Origin of the sequence: Thermofilum uzonense, from assembly GCF_000993805.1 — an archaeon.
GTDB classification, from domain to species: Archaea; Thermoproteota; Thermoprotei; order Thermofilales; family Thermofilaceae; genus Thermofilum; species Thermofilum uzonense.
Window position 1 is genome coordinate 16,830 of the sequence record NZ_CP009961.1, and the last position, 20,723, is coordinate 37,552.

Annotated in this window: 23 protein-coding genes, 2 tRNA genes and 1 pseudogene; 19 read left to right on the forward strand and 7 right to left on the reverse strand. The window is 45.5% G+C overall.

What is annotated here, in order from left to right; translation table 11 throughout:
* Window positions 1–8 precede the first annotated feature (8 nt).
* From rpoA1 to MA03_RS00140, 9 genes and pseudogenes are all read left to right on the forward strand, one after another.
* Window positions 9–2,663: a DNA-directed RNA polymerase subunit A' gene (gene rpoA1 / locus MA03_RS00100; RefSeq protein ID WP_052884827.1), complete on the forward strand. Its 2,655-nt coding sequence runs from the start codon at window positions 9–11 to the stop codon at window positions 2,661–2,663.
* 11 nt (window positions 2,664–2,674) lie between these two features.
* Complete coding sequence (rpoA2, locus tag MA03_RS00105; RefSeq protein ID WP_394326351.1) at window positions 2,675–3,877, forward strand: DNA-directed RNA polymerase subunit A''; 1,203 nt, start codon at window positions 2,675–2,677, stop codon at window positions 3,875–3,877.
* Entirely contained in the window at window positions 3,874–4,188 is a 315-nt protein-coding gene (locus MA03_RS00110) for a 50S ribosomal protein L30e (protein ID WP_052883330.1), read from the forward strand. Before rpoA2 ends, MA03_RS00110 begins: the two co-directional genes overlap by 4 nt.
* Window positions 4,185–4,667 carry a NusA-like transcription termination signal-binding factor gene (locus MA03_RS00115; RefSeq protein ID WP_052883331.1) on the forward strand — a complete coding sequence of 161 codons (483 nt, stop codon included), beginning with the start codon at window positions 4,185–4,187 and terminating at the stop codon, window positions 4,665–4,667. Before MA03_RS00110 ends, MA03_RS00115 begins: the two co-directional genes overlap by 4 nt.
* A gap of 67 nt (window positions 4,668–4,734) precedes the next feature.
* Window positions 4,735–5,178, forward strand: a complete 444-nt coding sequence (locus MA03_RS00120) for a 30S ribosomal protein S12 (protein ID WP_052884829.1) — start codon at window positions 4,735–4,737, stop codon at window positions 5,176–5,178.
* A 4-nt stretch (window positions 5,179–5,182) separates the two neighbouring features.
* Window positions 5,183–6,088 (forward strand): DNA-directed RNA polymerase subunit D, encoded by a 906-nt coding sequence (locus MA03_RS00125; protein WP_052883332.1) that lies wholly within the window; start codon window positions 5,183–5,185, stop codon window positions 6,086–6,088.
* A gap of 13 nt (window positions 6,089–6,101) precedes the next feature.
* Window positions 6,102–6,479, forward strand: a pseudogene (locus MA03_RS00130) (50S ribosomal protein L18e); the annotation flags it as partial.
* Between the two features lie 17 nt (window positions 6,480–6,496).
* Window positions 6,497–6,955 carry a 50S ribosomal protein L13 gene (locus MA03_RS00135; RefSeq protein ID WP_236944885.1) on the forward strand — a complete coding sequence of 153 codons (459 nt, stop codon included), beginning with the start codon at window positions 6,497–6,499 and terminating at the stop codon, window positions 6,953–6,955.
* Entirely contained in the window at window positions 6,952–7,350 is a 399-nt protein-coding gene (locus MA03_RS00140) for a 30S ribosomal protein S9 (RefSeq protein ID WP_052883334.1), read from the forward strand. The genes MA03_RS00135 and MA03_RS00140 overlap by 4 nt, the downstream gene beginning before the upstream one ends.
* Window positions 7,351–7,357: 7 nt before the next feature.
* Here MA03_RS00140 and MA03_RS08505 read toward each other — a convergent pair whose 3' ends face one another.
* Window positions 7,358–7,582: a DNA-directed RNA polymerase subunit N gene (locus tag MA03_RS08505; RefSeq protein ID WP_191118589.1), complete on the reverse strand. Its 225-nt coding sequence runs from the start codon at window positions 7,580–7,582 to the stop codon at window positions 7,358–7,360.
* 130 nt (window positions 7,583–7,712) lie between these two features.
* Here MA03_RS08505 and MA03_RS00145 point away from each other — a divergent pair, with 130 nt between their 5' ends.
* Window positions 7,713–8,318 (forward strand): hypothetical protein, encoded by a 606-nt coding sequence (locus MA03_RS00145; protein WP_052883335.1) that lies wholly within the window; start codon window positions 7,713–7,715, stop codon window positions 8,316–8,318.
* Between the two features lie 67 nt (window positions 8,319–8,385).
* On the opposite strand, the gene MA03_RS00150 is transcribed toward MA03_RS00145, so the two are convergent.
* Window positions 8,386–8,499: transfer RNA gene (locus MA03_RS00150), tRNA-Val, on the reverse strand.
* Between the two features lie 208 nt (window positions 8,500–8,707).
* On the opposite strand from MA03_RS00150, the gene rpsB reads away from it, so the two are divergent.
* From rpsB to MA03_RS00170, 4 genes are all read left to right on the forward strand, one after another.
* The gene (rpsB, locus tag MA03_RS00155; protein ID WP_191118590.1) at window positions 8,708–9,352 is read left to right on the forward strand and encodes a 30S ribosomal protein S2; all 645 of its coding nucleotides are present in this window, start codon (window positions 8,708–8,710) and stop codon (window positions 9,350–9,352) included.
* A gap of 72 nt (window positions 9,353–9,424) precedes the next feature.
* On the forward strand, window positions 9,425–10,282 hold the full coding sequence (amrB, locus tag MA03_RS00160) for an AmmeMemoRadiSam system protein B (RefSeq protein ID WP_052883336.1): 858 nt from the start codon (window positions 9,425–9,427) through the stop codon (window positions 10,280–10,282).
* 9 nt (window positions 10,283–10,291) lie between these two features.
* Window positions 10,292–11,395: a type 2 isopentenyl-diphosphate Delta-isomerase gene (gene fni / locus MA03_RS00165; protein WP_191118591.1), complete on the forward strand. Its 1,104-nt coding sequence runs from the start codon at window positions 10,292–10,294 to the stop codon at window positions 11,393–11,395.
* Window positions 11,382–11,810, forward strand: a complete 429-nt coding sequence (locus tag MA03_RS00170) for an archease (RefSeq protein ID WP_052883338.1) — start codon at window positions 11,382–11,384, stop codon at window positions 11,808–11,810. Before fni ends, MA03_RS00170 begins: the two co-directional genes overlap by 14 nt.
* A gap of 14 nt (window positions 11,811–11,824) precedes the next feature.
* Here MA03_RS00170 and MA03_RS00175 read toward each other — a convergent pair whose 3' ends face one another.
* The gene (locus tag MA03_RS00175) at window positions 11,825–12,217 is read right to left on the reverse strand and encodes an HVO_A0114 family putative DNA-binding protein (RefSeq protein WP_052883339.1); all 393 of its coding nucleotides are present in this window, start codon (window positions 12,215–12,217) and stop codon (window positions 11,825–11,827) included.
* A 73-nt stretch (window positions 12,218–12,290) separates the two neighbouring features.
* On the opposite strand from MA03_RS00175, the gene MA03_RS00180 reads away from it, so the two are divergent.
* From MA03_RS00180 to MA03_RS00195, 4 genes are all read left to right on the forward strand, one after another.
* Window positions 12,291–13,739 carry an RtcB family protein gene (locus MA03_RS00180; RefSeq protein WP_052883340.1) on the forward strand — a complete coding sequence of 483 codons (1,449 nt, stop codon included), beginning with the start codon at window positions 12,291–12,293 and terminating at the stop codon, window positions 13,737–13,739.
* 53 nt (window positions 13,740–13,792) lie between these two features.
* Window positions 13,793–14,401, forward strand: a complete 609-nt coding sequence (locus MA03_RS00185; RefSeq protein ID WP_052883341.1) for a 30S ribosomal protein S7 — start codon at window positions 13,793–13,795, stop codon at window positions 14,399–14,401.
* A 64-nt stretch (window positions 14,402–14,465) separates the two neighbouring features.
* Window positions 14,466–15,455, forward strand: coding sequence for a replication factor C small subunit (locus MA03_RS00190; protein WP_052883342.1), 990 nt, complete (start codon window positions 14,466–14,468; stop codon window positions 15,453–15,455).
* Window positions 15,455–16,693, forward strand: a complete 1,239-nt coding sequence (locus MA03_RS00195) for a replication factor C large subunit (RefSeq protein WP_052883343.1) — start codon at window positions 15,455–15,457, stop codon at window positions 16,691–16,693. The genes MA03_RS00190 and MA03_RS00195 overlap by 1 nt, the downstream gene beginning before the upstream one ends.
* Here the strand turns inward: MA03_RS00195 and MA03_RS00200 are convergent.
* The 4 genes from MA03_RS00200 to MA03_RS00215 form a co-directional block, all read right to left on the reverse strand.
* Entirely contained in the window at window positions 16,690–17,976 is a 1,287-nt protein-coding gene (locus MA03_RS00200) for a Cdc6/Cdc18 family protein (protein WP_052883344.1), read from the reverse strand. The two genes, MA03_RS00195 and MA03_RS00200, sit on opposite strands and share 4 nt — an antisense overlap.
* Before the next feature lie 85 nt (window positions 17,977–18,061).
* Entirely contained in the window at window positions 18,062–18,535 is a 474-nt protein-coding gene (locus tag MA03_RS00205; RefSeq protein ID WP_052883345.1) for a hypothetical protein, read from the reverse strand.
* Window positions 18,517–19,629, reverse strand: coding sequence for an o-succinylbenzoate synthase (gene menC, locus MA03_RS00210; protein WP_052883346.1), 1,113 nt, complete (start codon window positions 19,627–19,629; stop codon window positions 18,517–18,519). The genes MA03_RS00205 and menC overlap by 19 nt, the downstream gene beginning before the upstream one ends.
* Window positions 19,620–20,501: a GNAT family N-acetyltransferase gene (locus MA03_RS00215; protein WP_052883347.1), complete on the reverse strand. Its 882-nt coding sequence runs from the start codon at window positions 20,499–20,501 to the stop codon at window positions 19,620–19,622. Before MA03_RS00215 ends, menC begins: the two co-directional genes overlap by 10 nt.
* A gap of 100 nt (window positions 20,502–20,601) precedes the next feature.
* Here MA03_RS00215 and MA03_RS00220 point away from each other — a divergent pair.
* Window positions 20,602–20,715, forward strand: a tRNA-Ser gene (locus MA03_RS00220).
* Window positions 20,716–20,723: the final 8 nt, after the last annotated feature.

Sequence of the window (20,723 nt, forward strand, 5' to 3'; positions counted from 1 at the left end):
TGGTTCACATGAGTAATTCGCATAAAATTGTTGCTGGTGTTAAGTTCGGAATTCTATCACCTGACCTTATCAGGAAAATCTCGGTAATGCGTGTTGAGACCTCCGAGCTTTATGACGAGGAGGGACTACCGATACCTGGAGGCTTAATGGATCGTAGGCTTGGATCGATCGAACCAGGCACTACGTGTCAGACATGCGGTAATAGAGCTGTAAACTGCCCAGGCCACTTCGGATACATCGAACTGGCCAGACCTGTTATTCACCCCGAGTTCTCACCATATATCGCTAACCTCCTTAAGGCTACTTGTAGATACTGTGGAAGAGTAAAGCTACCGCAGGATAGGATCGAGACATGGAAGAAAAGAATAAACGCGGTGGCGAAACACTGGCCTCCGCTTAAATACAAATATGCACAAGCGATTATTAAGGAAGCTTCAAAGGTTCAAAAATGCCCCCATTGCGGTAGTCCTCAATACAAGATTAAGCTTGAGAAACCTTATACTTTTTATGAGGAGCGAGAAGGCGGGCTTATAAAACTTACACCTCTAGAGATCCGCGAAAGACTCGAGAGAATCCCAGACCAAGACCTTGAACTTCTAGGGTTGGATCCTAAAGAGGCCCGGCCTGAATGGATGGTTCTAAGAGTGCTTCCCGTTGTGCCTCCAAGCGTGAGGCCGTCTATCACGCTGGAGTCAGGTGACAGGAGCGAGGATGACCTCACCCATAAGTTAGTGGATATTGTACGAGTGAATCAGAGACTAAAAGAGAGTATAGAGGCTGGATCGCCGCCGCTAATAATAGAGGACCTATGGGGATTGCTTCAATATCATGTAGCCACATATTTCAATAATGAGCTCCCAGGGGTTCCTGCAGCGAAGCATAGATCAGGCAGACCCTTAAGGACACTTGCGCAACGTCTAAAGGGTAAAGAGGGTAGATTTAGAGGTAGCTTAGCTGGAAAAAGAGTGGATTTCTCGGCACGAACGGTTGTGTCCCCGGACCCCAACCTGAGTATAAATGAGGTGGGCGTACCCGAGGACGTAGCTAAAGTATTAACAGTACCAGAAAAAGTGACCAGTTGGAACATAGAGAAACTACGAAGGCTCGTAATTAACGGGCCTGAAAAATGGCCTGGCGCAAATTATATCATAAGGCCTGATGGCTCGCGCATAGATCTTAGATACGTAAAGCATCGTGAAGAAGTCGCTCAAACCTTGAAGCCCGGGTTTATAGTTGAGAGACATCTCCAGGATGGGGATGTAGTTCTCTTCAATAGGCAACCTTCACTTCATCGTATGTCTATAATGGCTCACATAGTCAAAGTATTGCCTTACAAGTCATTCAGGCTGAACCTCCTAGTCACGATACCCTATAATGCTGACTTTGACGGAGACGAGATGAACCTCCATGTGCCTCAAAACGAGGAAGCACGGGCCGAGGCAAGAACATTGATGCTGGTCCAGGAGCATATAATGACTCCCAGGTATGGGGCACCCATCATTGGAGCAATCCACGATTATATAACGGGTGCGTACCTGTTAACCAGAAAGGATTCACTTTTTGACAAGCATAAAGCCACAACTCTGCTGTATAATGCAAATTACAAAGGATCACTACCCGAACCTGCCATTCTAAAACCAGGCCCCTACTGGACTGGGAAACAGCTAGTCAGCGTTTTCTTGCCCCCAGACATGGACTACGTGGGCAGGGCTGCCGTAGCGCCATCTTCCGGGAAATGTGACCAGGAGTTTTGTGAAAATGACGGCTATATCCTCATAAAGAACGGAAAACTCTTACTGGGCGTCTTCGATAAGCAGGCTATAGGTGCAGAAAAACACGGCACCGTACTCCATGAGATAATAAGGGAGTATGGCGTCGGGAAGGCTAAGGAAATCATGGACGGGTTATACAAGATGTTTATCATTTACCTCGATATGCATGGCTTCACGATGGGTGTTGACAGTATCGAGATCCCGGATGAGGCGCAGAGGGACATTGAGAAGGTTTTACGTGAAGCGGAACAAAGGGTCATGGAGCTTATAGAGCAATATAAGCGGGGCGAGCTACAGCCAATGCCAGGAAAAACGAGGAAAGAAACGTTGGAAGATCTAATAATGAACGTTCTAGCGGAGGCACGTAGCCGGGCGGGAGAAATAGCTGGAGCGTATCTCGGTCTAATGAATCACGCGGTCATAATGGCCAGGACGGGGGCTAGAGGTAGCATGCTGAACCTGACGCAAATGGCTGCCACCGTGGGACAACAGTCTGTTAGAGGGAAGAGGATCGAGCGTGGCTTCACCGAGCGAACACTGTCACATTTCGATAAAGGAGAGCTTTCCCCTGCCTCGAAAGGATTTGTTTACAGCAGCTTCCGTCGAGGCCTATCTCCCGTGGAGTTCTTCTTCCATGCTATATCCGGAAGAGAGGGACTTGTAGACACTGCTGTACGCACTGCTCAGAGCGGTTACATGTATAGGCGTTTACAAAGCGCCATTCAAGACTTTTACGTGGCATATGACGGGACGGTTCGCAACAGTGAAGGGATGATAATACAATTCCGCTACGGTGAAGACGGTGTTGATCCCGCGAGAAGTGATCACGGTAAACCCGTTGATGTCGAAAAATTGGTTAAGAAGATTATCGCTTTGAGAGGTGAAGCATGATGAGAGAACCCATAAGTCCAGAAGAGTTATGGAGCGAGATTGAGAAATACCACGACATGTTGCCGCTTTCACTAAGGAGGGAATTATACGAAAAGATACTCGAGTACAAGCTTACTCGAGGTGAAGCTCTTCAAGTATTGGAGGAGGCCGTACGCAGATATCTGTCAAGCCTTGTAGCTCCAGGAGAAGCAGTCGGAATGGTTGCAGCTCAGTCTCTTGGCGAGCCTGCAACCCAGATGACGCTCAGAACTTTCCACTTTGCTGGTGTACGCGAGTTAAACGTAACTCTGGGTCTACCAAGACTGATCGAGATAGTGGATCTTAGAAGAGAGCCTTCAACACCTATGATGGAGATTTACCTGGAACCAGAAATAGCTACGAACGAGCAGGAGGCACTCAGAATAGCCAGGGAGATAGAACTAACAACAGTCGAGACCTTGAGCAAGAGTATTGTAATGGACTTTTATGAAAAAAGCATCATCCTCGAGTTGGACCCTGAAATGATGGAGAACCGCGGCGTTACTGTTGATGATATAGTTAAGGCCTTAAACCGGGTTAAGGGTAAGAAAGGAAAAATAGAGGTGTCGGAAGATAACTCCACGATAATATTCTACACGGAGCTCGAGGATCTTATCAAGTTTAGGAGAATGTATGACAGGATTCTCGACTTGCGCGTAAAAGGAATTAAAGGCATCAGACATGCAATTGTGAAACCAATTAGGGACGATAACGGCAATCTAAAGGAATATGTTATTCTAACCGAGGGTAGTAACCTCCAGGCTGTTTTGAATATAGAGGGAGTCGATCCTCGAAGGACTGTAACCAATAACATCATAGAAATATACGAAGTTTTAGGAATAGAGGCCGCAAGGGCTGCAATTATAAAAGAGATAAAGAAGGTTCTCGACGAACACGGATTAGACGTAGATTACAGGCACATCCTCATGGTTGCTGACGCAATGACCTATACAGGGAAAGTTAGGCAGGTGGGTAGGCATGGAGTTGCCGGCGAGAAAGGAAGTATACTTGCCCGTGCAAGCTTCGAGGTTACGGTTAAGAATTTGATTGAGGCTGCCATGCGAGGCGAGATTGATGAACTCAAAGGGGTTATAGAAAACGTTATAATAGAGAGTAAACCTATCCCTGTAGGAACAGGCGCTGTAAAGCTTAAAATGAAGTATCAGCGCAGTGTTGGTGAAGGTGAGGGTAAATGAGTAGTAGTGATCTAATTAGAGAATTACAGACGGTGTTAAAGACAGGAAAAGCTTTCCTAGGATATAGGAGGACAATTAAGGCGATAATCAACGCTCAGGCAAAACTCGTTATTCTCGCCCGGAACGCGCCCAGTCACATAAGTGAGGAGATAAAGTATTACGCTTCTCTATCGCAAATACCAGTATACGTCTTCAACGGGAGTAGCAGAGAACTAGGAGCTGCATGCAACAAGCCCTATTTGGTATCAGCTATTGCCATACTTGATCCGGGCGAGAGTAACATCTTAATGTTAACACAGGGAGTTACATGAGCCTGGCTTCGAGTGGACGCCGACTCGGCAATGAAGAGCTTCAAATGATGGGTCTATTTGAAAACATAACCAAGGTTCCGCCCAAGGATTGTGTTGTAGACACTCAATACAACCGCTTAATTTTCGTCGTCGATAAGGGTCTTGCGGGTCTCGCTGTAGGAAAAAACGGGTCGAAGATTCGAATGCTGAGAGATGTCTTTAAACGTGATGTGGAGGTAGTCGAGGATGGAGAAACTATCGAGGAGCTTGCAAAGAGCACTCTTTACCCTGCAAAAATAGTTCAGGTTGAGGTTAAGGAGGAGGGTGGCCGAAAAATAGTAGTAGCTCGTGCTGCCCCGGGTCAATTGGGAATAGCGATAGGAAGGCAAGGTAGGAATGCTTATAGAGCGAAGCTATTACTCTCAAGATACTTTGGAATAAGCGACCTTCGGGTGGTCGAGTTTAATCCTGGCTTAGCGGAGCCGCGTAATCAACCATAACTCAAGTTGGCGTAGCTTTAGACATAAAACTTTTTAAACCTTGAAAAGTGAGAACAAGCTGAAGTTTATGCCTGGCAGTAAGTCTCCAATGGGCATGTTTGCAGCACGCAAGCTAGAGCTTAAAAGGAAGAAGCTCCGCTGGAGCGATCTGGAGTACAAGCGTAGAATGTTACAGCTTAAGAAGAAGGTCGACCCTCTTGAAGGTGCGCCAATGGCCCGAGGAATAGTCATCGAGAAGGTTGGCATTGAAAGCCGTCAACCTAACAGCGCTGTACGCAAATGTGTAAGGGTTCAACTCATAAAGAACGGGAAAGTAGTCACAGCGTTTTTGCCCGGAGACGGCGCCCTCCTATTTATTAACGAACATGACGAGGTAGTAATTGAGGGAATAGGTGGACCGGAAGGCAGGGCTTATGGTGACCTACCGGGAGTCAGATGGAAGGTTATAAAGGTAAATGGGGTTTCTCTCAAAGAGATTCTACGCGGGCGTAAACAAAAACCAACGAGGTAATTTTATGTCGTCAAAACCCACTCTCCACGTTTTGGAAGGGAAGGATAAATTACTTGTTGTTTCCCTTGAGAACGTCACGCCTGCTTTTGCTAATAGTATCAGACGAGCTTTAATATCCGAGGTTCCGACGCTTGCTATAGATGAGGTTATTTTTACCGAGAACACGAGTGGGTTTTGGGACGAGTACATAGCTCATAGGCTAGGTTTAATCCCCTTTAAAATGAGCGAGGATTTGTACGATGCTCTAAGAGATTGCTACCAGAATCATGGAAATGATTGTCAAGTAGTTTTCTCTCTTAATGAAGAGGCACTGGAAAGACCAAAAACCGTTTTTAGCGGACATCTTAGGTTTGAGGGAATCGAAGGGATAATCTTCGAGAAAGAGAGAAATGAGGTAATAGTTGAACCAGTCTCCAAGTATATTCCGATAGTGAAACTCAACAAGGGACAAAAAATAGCTTTAACCGCCATTGCAAGGATGGGTGTCGGCAAGAATCATGCTAAATGGCAGCCTGTCACGGCTGTGGGGTACAAGTACAAGCCTATTGTTAAGGTCTTAAACCCTGAGGTGCCCGAGGAGAAGGCTAACAATTTGATAAATATCTGTCCTAGAAGGGTCTTCGGGTATACTCAGGGGCGTATAGTTGTCATAAATGAGAATGCTTGTTCCCTCTGCCGCGAATGTGTTGAAAAATATCCCGATATAGTGCGCGTCGAGGGAGATCCATCTAAAATTATACTAACCATAGAGACGCTGGGGGGCCTGCCACCACGTAAACTCCTTGAAGTCGCGCTTGAAGTGTTAGACGAAAGGCTAAGCGCGCTCCACGACAAGATATCTGACGCCTTAAACGCCTTCCTAGCCCCTGCCCCTCCAGAAGCGCCCTCTGGTGGCGGGCAAAGTTTTTAACCCGTAAAGACATAGAGAGAGGGGTCTAAATATGCGTCGTACAATGTCTACAAACATTCATCTCAGGAGGCTAATACACTTCTTAAAGAAACAAAGTAGACAAAACGAGGCGTCGATATGGAGGGACGTTGCAGCATATCTATCAAACCCTCGCCGTAAACGCGTAGAGGTGAATCTAAGTAGGATAAACAGGAATGCAGATGACGGAGATATCATCGTAGTTCCAGGGAAGGTCTTGGGTAGTGGAGTATTAGAGAAAAAAGTTACCGTTGCAGCATGGAGGTTCTCTGAGCAAGCCTATCAAAAGATAAAAAGTGTTGGCGAAGCTATTTCTATAGAAGAGCTCTTAGAGCGAAGGCCAGAGGGTAAGAATATTAAGATTATCACCTGAGTCTAGGGGGGATACGTATGGATAACATAATAGTAATAGATGGTTCCAATCACATTGCTGGAAGGCTTGCCAGTGTTATCGCTAAAAAACTTCTCGAGGGCAAAAATATCGTTGTTGTAAACGCGGATAAGATCATCATAACAGGCAAGCCTGAATCTATAACTGCGACATACTTGAAAAGATGGCTGGAATGGAAGACCTACTACAACCCCGAGAAGCGGGGCCCAAAGTATCATAGGACGCCAGATAGGCTCTTCAAACGAATGGTGCGGGGCATGCTTCCTCACGATAAACCGAAGGGGCGTGAAGCCCTCAAAAGACTAAAGGTTTATGTAGGAGTCCCCGAGGAGTTCAAGGAGGCAAAGATGGTTAAAGTGGAAGAGGCCTTATTTAAAAACCCCCTTGTTCCATCTATAACACTTGGGGAACTATACGCTAGGCTCTCTAATAAAGTGCTTATGGGTGGTGCCGAGTGAGAGTTGTTCTAGCTTCCGCTCGACGTAAAACAGCTAGGGCTAGAGTTATAGTGAGAGATGGCAAGGGAAGGATTTTTATCAACGGAACTCCTCTCGAGGTTCTCGAACCTGAAGTTGTAAGGCTAAAGATCATGGAACCAATTGTCCTTGCAGGCGACCTGGTTAAGACGATAGACATTTTTGCTGAGGCTAAGGGCGGTGGCATAATAGGTCAGGCTTCAGCTATACGTACAGCTATTGCTAGGGCTATCCTAGAATGGAGCGGAAATGAGGAGTTGAAGAAAATCTACCTACAATACGATAGGCGTCTTCTCGTCGAGGATCCAAGACAGACCGAGCCCAAGAAACCGCATGGGCGCTCTGCACGGGCTAAGAGGCAGAAGAGTTATAGGTAAACTTAGATCATCTAGTATAAGTCAGGTATATCTCTTCAATTCTTTCATATTCTAGGATTCGGTCGACCAGGTCTACGTGGGATAGAAACATTCTACGGCAGCAATACCTCTTTACTCCTAGGTCGTTTAAAACTTTCTCGGGATCTTCCCCATTTTTGACACGTGAAGCAAATTCGTACCATTTATCACCAATCAAGCTGCCACATGTAAAGCATCGTACCGGAAACAACACTAAGTTTCCACCAAAACTTCACATGGAGGAGTAGTTAAAAAGTTTACTCACTACAGATGTTACTCCTTCTCTATTCAAAAATTACACTGTTTTTTATACTTCTTTTTATTTTATTAAAATAAAGAGATATATGAGGCATAGAAGTAAGCTCTTGTCCACACTTTATGAAGCCACCCAAAGGCCTACTATTCTTGTTATCACGTCCCATGAAGACAGGGCCAAGTTACGCGCAGAGATCTTTGGATTTGCCTACAAAAGAGGACTAGCCTTATTAGTTTTTTCAGATGAGCTAGAATCAAATACCTCTCTCCAACTTTCAGAAGAAGCTATTGCTAAGGCTTTTAGGGGGATTCTTACGGAAATTGATCCGCTTCTCGAAAAAATAATTAGCCATGTCAAACAAGAGAACAAAGCTACAGGCTTATCGGAAATGTATTATACTCTAACTATGGAGATTCCCGACAAGCAAAGAGCGACAGTATACAAGGCTGTTGATTATGTTTTGAGAAACTACCGAGGCTTGAGTAAATCTGGGGAGAGTATGGTCAATGTTATTTCTTGTCCCCCAGACGATATAACGGCCGCTCTATTACTTCAAGCGATTCATATAGAATACTATACGAGAAGACCTGTTCTAGTATTATTCGATTGTCCAAGTCAACGGTTCAACGCAAACATGATAAGTAAAGTTTTGGGTTTCCCTAGATCCGTGCTTTCAATAATATTTCTGGAGTGAAATTTTATTCCTCCTTATTCTCTTTGTATTATCTCGGTGCTCAGCGTATACTCGCTAAAACTCCGAGTGGGCCCGCCGGGATTTGAACCCGGGACCACCACCGCTCTGAAGGATCTCCCCCATGTCAGGGTGGCATCGAAGCTACAGGTTAACCCTGTACTAGCCACTAGACGACGGGCCCTGCACCCATAAGAGTTACTGGTGAATATTTATTTTTTACCTTATCTGGGAACATAAATCATCCAGCTGTTTGCTAACTACCTTCCCGAATGGTCAAAGTCCTTCATTTTTGATCGCTGAAAGCTCCCGTCAAACCGTACGATAAGTGCAAAACCTTTAAAAATTAACAGTACGTTAAGATTTAGCTTTCGGAGTGGGAGGTGTAGACTTTGAGCCTAGACGAGTTGAAAATATCCGAGGGGGAACTACTAATCCCTCTTGAGATGTACTTAACGGCAGGCGTGCGTATAGGTACTAGGATGAAGAGCAAGTTCATGGAGCCGTATATATACGCAGCTAGACCCGATGGCTTATATCTCCTAGACGTCAAAAAGACCGATGAAAGGATAAGAATTGCAGCGCGTTTTATTGCACGATATGAACCCAGCAGGGTTGTGGCCGTATCCGGGAGACAATACGGTTTTAGACCTGTACGCAAGTTCTGTGGAGTCACTGGCTGTAAACCTATCGTGGGGAGAGTTTTACCCGGAACCTTTACGAATCCAGCATTGGATCACTACACTGAAGCCGACTTAATGATCGTGACAGACCCAAGGGTAGATGAGCAGGCCATAATTGAAGCCGGTATGGTGGGCATTCCCGTCATTGCTCTATGTGATAGCGACTCACCTATAACTAACGTTGACCTCGTTATACCAACAAACAATAGAGGGAGGAAAGCTCTCGCCCTCATTTATTGGCTACTTGCGCGAGAGGTTCTAAGGGCACGCGGAGACATTCCTCCCACTGGCGAGCTAGCAGTTCCTCTGTCTGATTTCGAGGCTAGGATTCTTACAACCGGCGAAGTAGTGTAGCCGGAGGCTGCGTCACGGGGGCCGGCTCATTAACATTTTTATATTCTCATCCACTCCTCATATCAGATACAAATGGCTTCCAGGAGATATCCGGCGCACTCGGGCTATTTTTATCCTAAGGATCCTGAAGAATTAAAGGAGGCAATAAGGCAATCTTTTCTGCATCATCTTGGCCCCCAGAGGCTCCCCTCGAAGCCATCCGGGTTTTCCGGGAATATTATAGGAGTCATATCGCCACACGCGGGCTATGTGTATTCAGGCCACGTAGCAGCGCATTCATACCTAGCTCTAGCCGAGGGCGGGGCTCCTGACGTTATCGTTGTGATTGGTCCAAATCATCATGCTCTCGGTGCACCTGTTGCTTTTGATGAAAACGAGTATTGGCTAACGCCGCTCGGAGAAATTGCGCTGGACATGGAGCTGATGAAAGAGTTGACAAGCATAGAGCCGCTCTTCCGGTTTGATCTTGCAGCGCACATGTATGAACATTCAATTGAAGTACAGATACCTTTTCTACAGTTTGTATTCGGGAACGAGTTTAAGCTAGTGCCGATCTCTATGATGCTTCAAACCCCAGAGGCTGCGCGCAGGATTGCAAACGCCATAGTGAAAGTAAAGCGTGACCATGGGCTTAGACTCTACCTGGTAGCAAGCTCTGACATGAGCCACTATGTAGACTCAAAAGTAGCCTCTAAGAAAGACGCGTTAGCCATAGAGAAGATAAAGACGCTGGACTCAGAGGGACTCTATTCAGTCATTATCGAAGAAGATATATCGATGTGCGGTTATGGCCCAGTTATGACCCTTATGGAAACGGCTAAGCTTACAGGGCACAGAAGAGTAGATGTTTTGAAGTATGCCGACAGTGGAGACATAACAGGAGACAAAAGCGAAGTCGTAGCCTATCTTTCAGTGGCTTTCAGATCATAGGTGGTATGCTTGGATTTCAAGATCACTTCTAGGAAGGATAGCCATATAATACTCTCTGTTCTCGAAGACGTCTCAGCACGGGAAACGACATGGTTTGAACATGTAAAGCTCATCCATCAAACAATACTCGATTCTTCCCTAAGCGACGTATCCCTTGAGACAAAGTTTTTCGGGGTAATCGTCGACGCGCCTATTATTATAAGCGGTATGACCGGAGGCACTGAGCTTGCAAAAAAGGTCAACTCAGCCCTCGCCCAGATTGCCCATAAGTTTAACATACCTATTGGCGTCGGTAGTCAGCGCGCAGCTCTTGAAGACCGCTCATTGGCCCACACCTATACTGTCGTAAGAGAAAACGCCCCGGAAGTCCCGGTGATTGCAAACATAGGTATGAGTCAGATAACTACAGGCCTTAATCAGGAGGACATACTCTACCTGGTAGAGATGATAGATGCAAACGCAATCGCGGTGCATTTAAATCCGCTCCAGGAGTCCCTTCAGCCCGAAGGAGAGCCTGACTTCAAGGGTTTCCTTGAAAAGCTAAGGTATTTTGTGCGTGAGGCTCCTGTACCAGTAATAGTGAAACAGACTGGTGAAGGGGTTTCACGCGAATCAGCATCTAAACTAAAGGATACAGGCGTGAAAGGAATAGATGTCGGTGGACTTGGAGGAACGTCCTTTGCGGTGATAGAGGGTTTACGTGCAAGGTCGGCCGGCCTCGCTGAGCTATTCGAGGCAGCCGGCACATTCTCGAACTGGGGGATCCCAACAGCAGCCAGCATACTAGAGGTTAGAGAGGTCTTGCCCGACATCTTATTGATAGCAACAGGGGGGATTAGAACGGGCGTTGACGTTGCCAAATCCCTCAGGTTAGGCGCAGACTTCGCGGGTATTGCTAGATTAGTTCTCAAGGAGCTATACAACGGAGGGGTTGAGAAAGCTGAGAGGTTTATAAGCAGAATCTTGAGGGAGCTTAGAACAGCCATATTTCTAACAGGTGGAGTTACGTTAGAAGACCTCAAAAACTCTCCGATTTTTATAGATGGGAGGCTCCTGGAATGGATTCGTCAGAGAAAGTTGAAGGTTCCAGGGTGGCAGGATGGGAGAGTTTGAAATCCTGCCTCACACTGCTGACGTTTTGATAAAAGCCAGCGGTTACACCTTCGAAGATGCCCTTGCAGCGGCCATAATGGGCTTCTACGAGGTGATGACGGATACCTCGAAAGTACAGCCTCTCCAGAACCAGACCGTAACGGCGTCGGGTTTCGACCTTGAAAGCCTTCTCTACAACCTGATCGAAGCACTCATAATACTATTCGATGAAACATCCTTTCTAGCCTCGAGGGTTGACAAGATTGTTTTGAGTGAAACCGGTGATTCAAAGCAGGTTCTTGTATCACTGCTAGGCGAGACTTATAATCCTGAGAAACATGAATCAAGGGTTCTCATAAAGGCGGCTACATATCACCTTATGAGAATATGGACGGAAAATGGCAAGTGGTTTATTCAATACGTCGTAGATATCTAATTCACGGCTATAGGTTACTTGTTCTTCTCCATATGAAACTCGACTATAATTTTACGGGCAAGGAAGACTGGGATTTTCTTCCTTCCCTTATCTAAGTAGGTTATAAGCCCGTAGCGTTCTAAGAAAGAAAGGTCTCGATAAACGTTTGGGACAGATCTATGTAGGTTTTTTGCTAACTCTGAAATGCTATACTCTTTTCTTTCGAGAAGGACATACAAGAGCTCCATCATCTTATTACTTAAAATTCTTCTAGCAGCCGTAATCGGAATCTCGACTCTGGTCCAGGCCTCGATCTCGTCTCCCTCCTCCTCATAGGCTAGGTATGCTTTTTTCAGCTGTCCATTTGTCTCCTTCATCCTGATAAGTTCCTCTGTTGTAAGGTATTTCTCTGCGATTATTTTTATCATCAAAAGATAAATTTATCATGAATGGATAAAAAGGTTTATTACAAACTTTTGATTTTTTCTCACACGGATCTCTATGGTTCCTCCATTAAGGAAGATAACAGAATATCTCTGGGAAATACCCCCCACTTACAAGCATGGGATGCGTGTCCCAGGGCTTGTCATCGCGGATGAAGTTCTGATTGCAAAAATGAAGGAGGATTTAACCCTAGAACAGGTAGCAAATGTTGCGTTTCTCCCTGGCATCTACAAATATTCTATTGTACTGCCTGACGGCCATCAGGGATATGGATTTCCCATCGGTGGTGTTGCCGCTTTTGACTCTGAAGAAGGAGTGTTAAGTCCGGGAGGCGTTGGCTACGACATAAACTGTGGTGTTCGCGTACTTAGAACAGATTTAAGTGAGCAAGAAGTCAGGCCTAGACTTAGAGAGTTAGCTGAGACTCTCTTCAGAAAGGTTCCATCAGGTCTCGGAAGCACAAGTGGTCTAGAATTAAGCTTCTCCGAGTTAGATAAAGTCCTGGAGGAAGGAGTATCGTGGGCTATCTCACACGGCTATGGCTGGAAAGACGATCCATTACATATAGAAGAGCGGGGCCATATGGAAGGAGCCGATGCAAATGCTGTTTCACGGGAAGCCAAACAAAGAGGCAGGAACCAACTTGGAACTCTAGGAAGCGGTAATCATTTCCTAGAGGTACAAAAGGTCGATAAGATCTACGACCCTGATATCGCCAAGGTTTTAGGGATAGAGCGAGAGGGCCAAATAACAGTCATGATACACACCGGTAGCAGGGGATTAGGACACCAAGTTGCCAGCGATTACCTCAAGATTATGGAGAGGCTTATCCCCAAGTATAAGCTTCCTCTCCCAGACCGGGAGTTAGTGTCCGTTCCTGCCACCAGCGATGAAGCCCAAAGATATTTCTCTGCGATGAAGGCAGCTGCCAATTTTGCATGGACGAATAGACAAATAATTACTCACCAGGTTCGCGAGAGTTTTCGCTCAGTGTTTAAGAGAGACCCTGATGCACTAGGTCTAAGAATAATTTATGACGTAGCTCATAACATTGCGAAGTTGGAAGAACACGTAGTGGATGGAAAGAGAGTGAAGGTCTACGTGCATAGAAAAGGGGCGACCAGGGCTTTTCCGCCGGGGCACCCTGAGATACCTGCAGACTATAAATCGATCGGTCAGCCCGTGCTTATACCTGGATCGATGGGGACCGCCAGCTACATTCTGGTGGGTACAACCAAGGCTATGGAGATGACTTTCGGGTCTTCACCGCATGGGGCAGGCCGTATGCAGAGCAGGGCTGAGGCGCGCCGAAGCGTGCGCGGGCAGGAAATAAAAAACGAGCTCGAAAACAGGGGGATAGTGGTAAGAGCTGCCAGTCTTGCGGTTGTGGCTGAGGAGGCTCCAGACGCATACAAAGATGTGGATCGAGTCGTGCTCGTGGCAGATGCTGTGGGAATAGCAAAGAAAGTTGTACGAATGGTTCCAATAGCAGTTGTTAAGGGCTAGGTGTTGCTGTAAAAAGAAATATTTATTAAGAGTTTCTGCAAGGTGATCGAAGTATGTCAGAGGGAAGTGGTGAAGCTACTCTAAAGACACTCAGCGGTGAGGAGATCAAAGTCTTTGGGAAGTGGAGTTTACAGGAAGTCGAGATAAGGGATCAAAGTCTTCGAAGGTATATCTCATTGAAGCCTGTTCTTATTCCTCACTCCGAGGGGCGTCACGCCAAGAAAAGGTTTGGCAAGGCTAATGTGTCGATCGTAGAGCGTTTGATAAACGAGATGATGCGGCCCGGCCGTAACGCTGGGAAAAAAATGCTGGCAATTAATATCGTGAAAAGGGCATTTCAGATCGTTGAGCTAAAGACTGGAAAGAATCCTATACAGGTTCTCGTCTGGGCTATCGAAAATGCTTCCCCCCGCGAAGAGACTACAAGAGTTATCTATGGTGGTATCTTATACCATGTTTCAGTAGATGTTTCTCCTCAAAGACGTGTGGATTTGGCGTTAAGGTTTATAACAGAAGGGGCTCGCCAATGCTCAATGAACAATCCCAAAACAATCGAGGAATGTCTTGCCGACGAGATTGTAGCAGCCGCTTATGGAGATGCGAACAGTTATGCGCTTAGAAAGAAGGAAGAGATCGAGAGAATAGCGTTGGCTTCCAGATAGACGCTAGAATATTCTTGTCCGCTACGCTTAATTGCGTGTTTATCCTCAAATAAAGGGTATTAAGATGTCTTCCACTGAGTTATGGGTTGAAAAGTATAGACCCCGCTCCTTGGATGAGATAGTAGATCAAGAAGAGATCGTTAAGCGTTTAAAGGAATTCGTCAAGACTAAAAGCCTACCGCATCTCTTATTCGGTGGTCCACCTGGTACAGGTAAGACTACCGCGGCATTGGCATTAGCGCATGACCTTTATGGGGAGAATTGGCGGGAGAACACGCTAGAGTTGAACGCATCAGACGAGAGGGGAATCGATGTAATAAGAAGTCGAATAAAGGATTATGCGAGAACGCTTCCAATAGGAGAAATACCGTTTAAATTGGTTATTCTGGACGAGGCAGACAATATGACTAGTGATGCCCAACAGGCTTTGAGGAGAACTATGGAGCTGTTCAGCCGTAATACAAGATTCATTCTAATAGCGAATTATGTTTCAAAGATAATAGAACCGATCCAATCACGCTGTGCAGTTTTCCGTTTTCAGCCACTGCCTAAAGGGTCTGCCATCGATAGGTTGAAATTTATCGCGTCCAAGGAAGGGATTAAGGTCGATGAGGAAGCTTTAGATGTAATATGGGAGGAAAGTCAGGGAGACCTCCGAAAGGCTATAAACACCCTCCAGGCTGCTAGCGCAATAGCAAAGAATGTCACTGCCGAGGTCGTTTATGAAGCACTTGGAAAGGTTAGGCCTAAGGAGGTTGAAGAGATGATTCAAAGTGCACTCAAAGGAGACCTTCTAACGTCTCGTGAAAAGCTAAGGGTTCTACTGTACAATTATGGGCTTTCAGGCTTAGATATAGTGAGATACATACATCGTGATATTTTCTCACTTGGAAAAACCATCAAGCCGGACAACGCCACGATGGCTGAACTCATAGCACTTGTCGCCGAGGCCAATTATCGCATCGTGGAGGGGGCTGATGACGAGATACAGCTAATGGCGTTGCTCTCGAAGCTTGCACTTTACTCTCAAGGTAAGGGATCGGGAGGAAAGTAATGTCTTCTTCTCGACAACTACCCTGGGTTGAAAAATACAGGCCTAAGAGGATAGTTGACGTAGTGGGCAATGAGGAGGCGAAAAAAGAGTATATAGCCTGGATTAACTCGTGGGTTAGGGGATCTCCTTCTCGAAAGGCTGCGCTTCTCTATGGTCCTCCTGGGAGTGGGAAAACCAGCATTGTTCATGCTACAGCATCTGAGTTCAACTGGGAACTTATCGAGATAAATGCCAGCGACGTTAGGTCTCGTGAAGCTATCTTTAGCAGGGTCTATCCAGCACTACAAACCCGCTCCGTATACGGTCATACCGGTAAAATAATATTGATTGACGAGGTAGACGGCGTTTGGACTAAAGAGGACGTTGGAGGGCTAGATGCACTTATAGAGCTCATTAACACGACTACATATCCTCTGGTTCTAACAGCTAATGACCCCTGGGATCCAAAGCTTAGGGATCTTCGGGATCTATGCAAGTTGATCGAGTTTAAAAAAATAGGCAAGAGAGATATCATGCGGGTCTTAGGGGATATATGTTCAAAGGAAGGGATAACATGTGATAGAGATGTTTTATCTGCTATAGCTGAAAACGCTAAAGGGGATCTACGGGCAGCCATAAACGATTTGCAATCCGTAGCGATGGGAAAAGACACTATAACTCTTGCAGATCTCCAGGTTTTAGGCGAGAGAGCAGCCCAAGAAAACATGTTCGAGGTAGTTAGGATTGTCTTAACATCTAAGACTCCTGAGGGAGCTTTGTCAGTCACAAGATTGCCCTCTCTTGATTATGAGATGCTTATAGAGTGGCTCAACGAGAACATTATAGCACAGTATTCACCTAGTCTTAGAGCAATTGCAGATGCATATGATGCTTTATCGCTAGCTGATGTCAACCTCTCCAGGATGAAGCGGAAACAGATGTGGGCTCTTCTGCCCTACGTAATGGAACTAATAACTGCCGGTGTTTCTGGTGTTCGGGAGAAACCTCCGTTTAAATTTGTTAAATATAGTTTCCCCGAGAAACTTAGGCTTCTATCCCGTTTAAAAACAAAGCGTGAGAAGTTTATCCAGGCTAGTAAGAGAGCAGCAACTCTTTTGCATGTCTCAACCTCCATGTTCAGGTCGGAGATACTTCCATACATCCGTCTGATATACACATACGATAAAGACTACGCAATGAAGATACTCTCATCGCTGGGTATAGAGGACGAAAACGCGAAATATGTTCTCGAATATTAAAGGGATTTAGAGGCTTCAATATCCCTCTTGATAGCCTCTCGTAAAACCTTTTGCAGTATTTCAAGGGGGATTCTATTAATTCCTATGTACCTGGTTTCTGGTACTTGAGGCATAGCTATCTGGGTTGTTCTACCTTTCCCGCTTTTAGTGCTGACACGAGTGTCTATGAGTCCCTTGCTTTCCAGTATCTGGATTTTTTCCCAGATACTCGTATGCTTTAAAGGCTTAACGTCATACTCGTTGCATAAATCTTCGTACTCGAACTCTACATCGCCCGTGCTCACGTATGCCTTGTCACGTTCAAGCATTAAGATGTTCGTGATTGCAAGCAGCAGAAGCTTTTCATGTAATTGTAAACGTGTGATCTCTTCCTCATCAAAAGGTGTCGGCAGGATACCCTGGTTTAATACTTCGCGAACATCCTCAGGAATTATATGGTCGCGGTCATTACTTTCGGCACGTAGAGCTGCATAATATAGAGTCTTTAGAGCCATCCTTGCATCACCCCAACCCCGTCCATCCTCATAACCGAAAATATCGGATATCATTCCAATCACTTCCTCGCTAACAGCTTCCTCTCTTATGGCACCCTCCTTTTCAACACGGTACCAGAGTATATCCCTAAGCTGTTTAGATGAATATGGGTTAAACCTCACAACCTTTGAAGATAGAGAGCTCCTAACACCGGCGTTAGCAATATTTTCCACGCTTACACGGAAGTTTTTGAAGATCGCTATAATTCCAATGCTGATGTTGGATTCTGGAAGCACTTCCTGGAGACGAGTGAGCGTATATAGAACATCTTCACCTTCCTCCTGTCGTATAAGAACATCCGTTTCGTCTACCACTAGTAATAAATTAGCATCAACTCTCTGAAGCGATTGAATAGTATACTGTATTATTTCATGGGTTGAAAAACCTTTTCTTGGAAATTTTAAGCCAGCATCCTCTCCTATCTTTCTGAAAATCATGAACTTGGTTCTAAGCTCATAAGCGTTCACGTAACTGGTGATTATCGGAGGTATCTTTCCAACTGAGGCCTGTTCTTTAAGAACCAGCGAAATCCTCCTTGCAAGTGCTGTCTTTCCGGTTCCTGTTGGCCCATCGAAAATCAAGATTCTCGTTAAGCCCTTCTCCCCCCTTATTATCGTCTGAAAATAACTCAGTGTTTCCCTCAACTCTTCCTCGCGATGAGGTAGAAATAATGGTACATACTCGCTGCTCATCTTACGGTGATCTAGCACTATCCTGCGCAGAGGAAACTTAGAGCCCTCTAACTCCATGAAGATACCTCTAAATCGAGAGTACTAGTATGATCGCTTATCTATAAGATAAGTGTTACTTTTCAGGGTAATAGGCTACATTTCCTCACTTTAAAGGGATTTTTATCTCTAAAAGTAGAAGGGAACCTTCTTTCTCGATAACCCCCTCAAAATACCCTCCGTAACACTCTCTTAAGGTTTCAGCAATACGGGCAAAGTACTCCTGTCTCCACCCCTCGCTGGCTCTGATTTTTATCGTAATTCTGCGAAACCTTACTGCATCCTTGCACGTCTGCTTTAGAAGTTCCCTTATACCAGTTATTATGTCGCCTGGAAACTCTATGCTTCTTATAACTGCACGAATAGATAATAAGTTTCTGATAGGATACTGGCGAAAGAGCTTCCCGAGACTCTTTAAGTCTAGTGTTGTCTCAACGCAAAGCTTCCCGCTTGATAGAATACTTCCCCTAACCTTTGGATCACTTGGAAATAATAGGTCCATCACATCCCTCAATACTGCTTTCTCATGTCCTTTTCTACATGCTATAATCAAGTTGCAATTTATTTCACTGTGCTCCATCTCTCCCGGCTGTATCTCTCAATCTTATCAAATAAAACTTCTACTCCTATTCCTTTCTTATCAGGGACATACATTGTCCCCTTGGACGTTATTGTCCAGGGGGGCTCAACAATATCTTCTAACCAGTATCTGTTGCTGGCCGAGATATCGTTAGGATATTTCACGGACTCGTGTGAGGCCAGAGCCACCAGGAAGGATCTACCTATACCGGTTTCCAGCATCCCCCCTATCCATGCACCGATTCCAAGCTTTTCTGAAAGCTCGAGCATCTCCTTAGCATTCCAGACACCTCCCACTCTAGCAGGCTTCACGTTTACTACTTCTAGTGAGCCCAGTCTCCAGCCTAAAACTAGATCTTGCATGTTCGTGATGCTCTCATCTAAACATATGGGGGTTGAGATCTTCCTAGAGAGTATACTATGTTCTATTAGGTCGTCCCAATGCAAGGGCTGCTCTATCATCAAGAGCTGAAATTTGTCGAGTTCCTGAAACGTCCTTAGGGAGCTCAGATCATATGCTCCATTCGCGTCTACCTGTAAAGGTATATCTCCAAGCTCATTCCTAATTCTTTCGACGGGCCTAACATCGAATCCTGGCTCGACTTTTATCTTTATACGAGCATATCCTTCCTCTAGTCTCAAGTGAATCTCTCTCAAGAGCTCATCTATAGTAGGCTTGATTCCTATGCTAACACCCGAAACAATTTCTCTTTTAGCCCCTCCTAGTAGTTTATAAACTGAGACGCCGTTTAAACGAGCATATAAGTCGGTTAATGCCTCCTCTAACGCTGTTTTCGCCATCGGGTAACCTCTAACCCGTGCAACTATTTTCCTGAAATCATGTGGTTTCTCTAGCTTGGACTCTAAGAGCATCGGTATGAGAAACTTTTTCAACATCAGAAGTGATACCTCGTATGTTTCATAACTATACCAGGGACCCCATTCTGCGACAAGTTCACCCCATCCCTCCTCGCCTCCTTTTTCTTCAACGCGAACGAGCACCACGGGTCTAGCCTGTAATGAGCCGAAACTTGTTCTGAACTCTTCAGAAAGCCTCAATTCTAAGAAGAAAAGATCAATTTTCCTTATTTCCAAGGATACTCGCCCTCCAGCAAGTCATCAATGTTACTCTTTACCACGAGGTAGAAATTTCTTCTTTCTTCTTCTATCAAGGGAATATGTTCAACAATAATGTACCCCTTCGCCAGTAGGTCTTTAATTACGTCTCTGAACATGAGCTTCCAGGTCAAAGCGCTTTCTGGACACGACGCGCGTAGTACGTTTATATCTCCTGGGAACTCGACAAGTACGAGTTCATTAGAATTTTCTAGAGAGTGTCTTATGGGGATCCTGCATCCCCTTTCAGCCTTTGACTCCAGGGCCAATGTTGCCTCATCCTTTATATCATCAAAACTTGGAGGTTTATCACGACCATTGAGACGGTCCTCAACTCGCTTGCTTAGAACCCACCATTCAACCTTGAATCTGTCAGTTGGAAGCCCAGTATTCAACTCATCCCGAATCTCCCCATAATAGTTTTCGTGGAATTGTCTAGAGATAACCCCTAGCTTACCGAAATTAAACCTTGCATTTAAGCCTTGATGCGGGTCGTACGTCCAAACAACGAGTCTATAACCTCTTCTAATACTCCAGTCTCGCTGGCTTAGTTTAATCATGAGAGCAACATCTTTACCCCTGTACTCTCTCCTGACTCCAAGCATATGGGAGTATAAATAGTAGCCATAATCAAGGGAATAACCAATAAACCCTACCGCGAATCCTATTACTCTCCCGTTCAGAATTGCAACCTCTAGGAAGCCACCGTTATCCATTATCGCTTTCATGACATGTACAGGTAGCGTTTCACCGTAGTCTTGCATACCCCAGGCTTCCCGCATAACTTCTCGGATCTCTGATAATTGTTCAAAATTCTCAGGAGCAGTAAAGAGAACATCTTTCAGCTTCATGAATTTTTCCGTTATGTACTCTCTAATTCCTCTATTAATAGTTACTCGGCTCCTTTACAGGCGAAGCTTTTATATTCACATGAGCTTTTTAGCATCATGAGCCGGGGTGGCCGAGTGGACCAAGGCGGCGGACACAATCGTGCCGCAATTGAGCCTTTGCAGGAAATCCGTTGCCCGCAAGGGCGCCCGGGTTCAAATCCCGGCCCCGGCGCCAACATATCT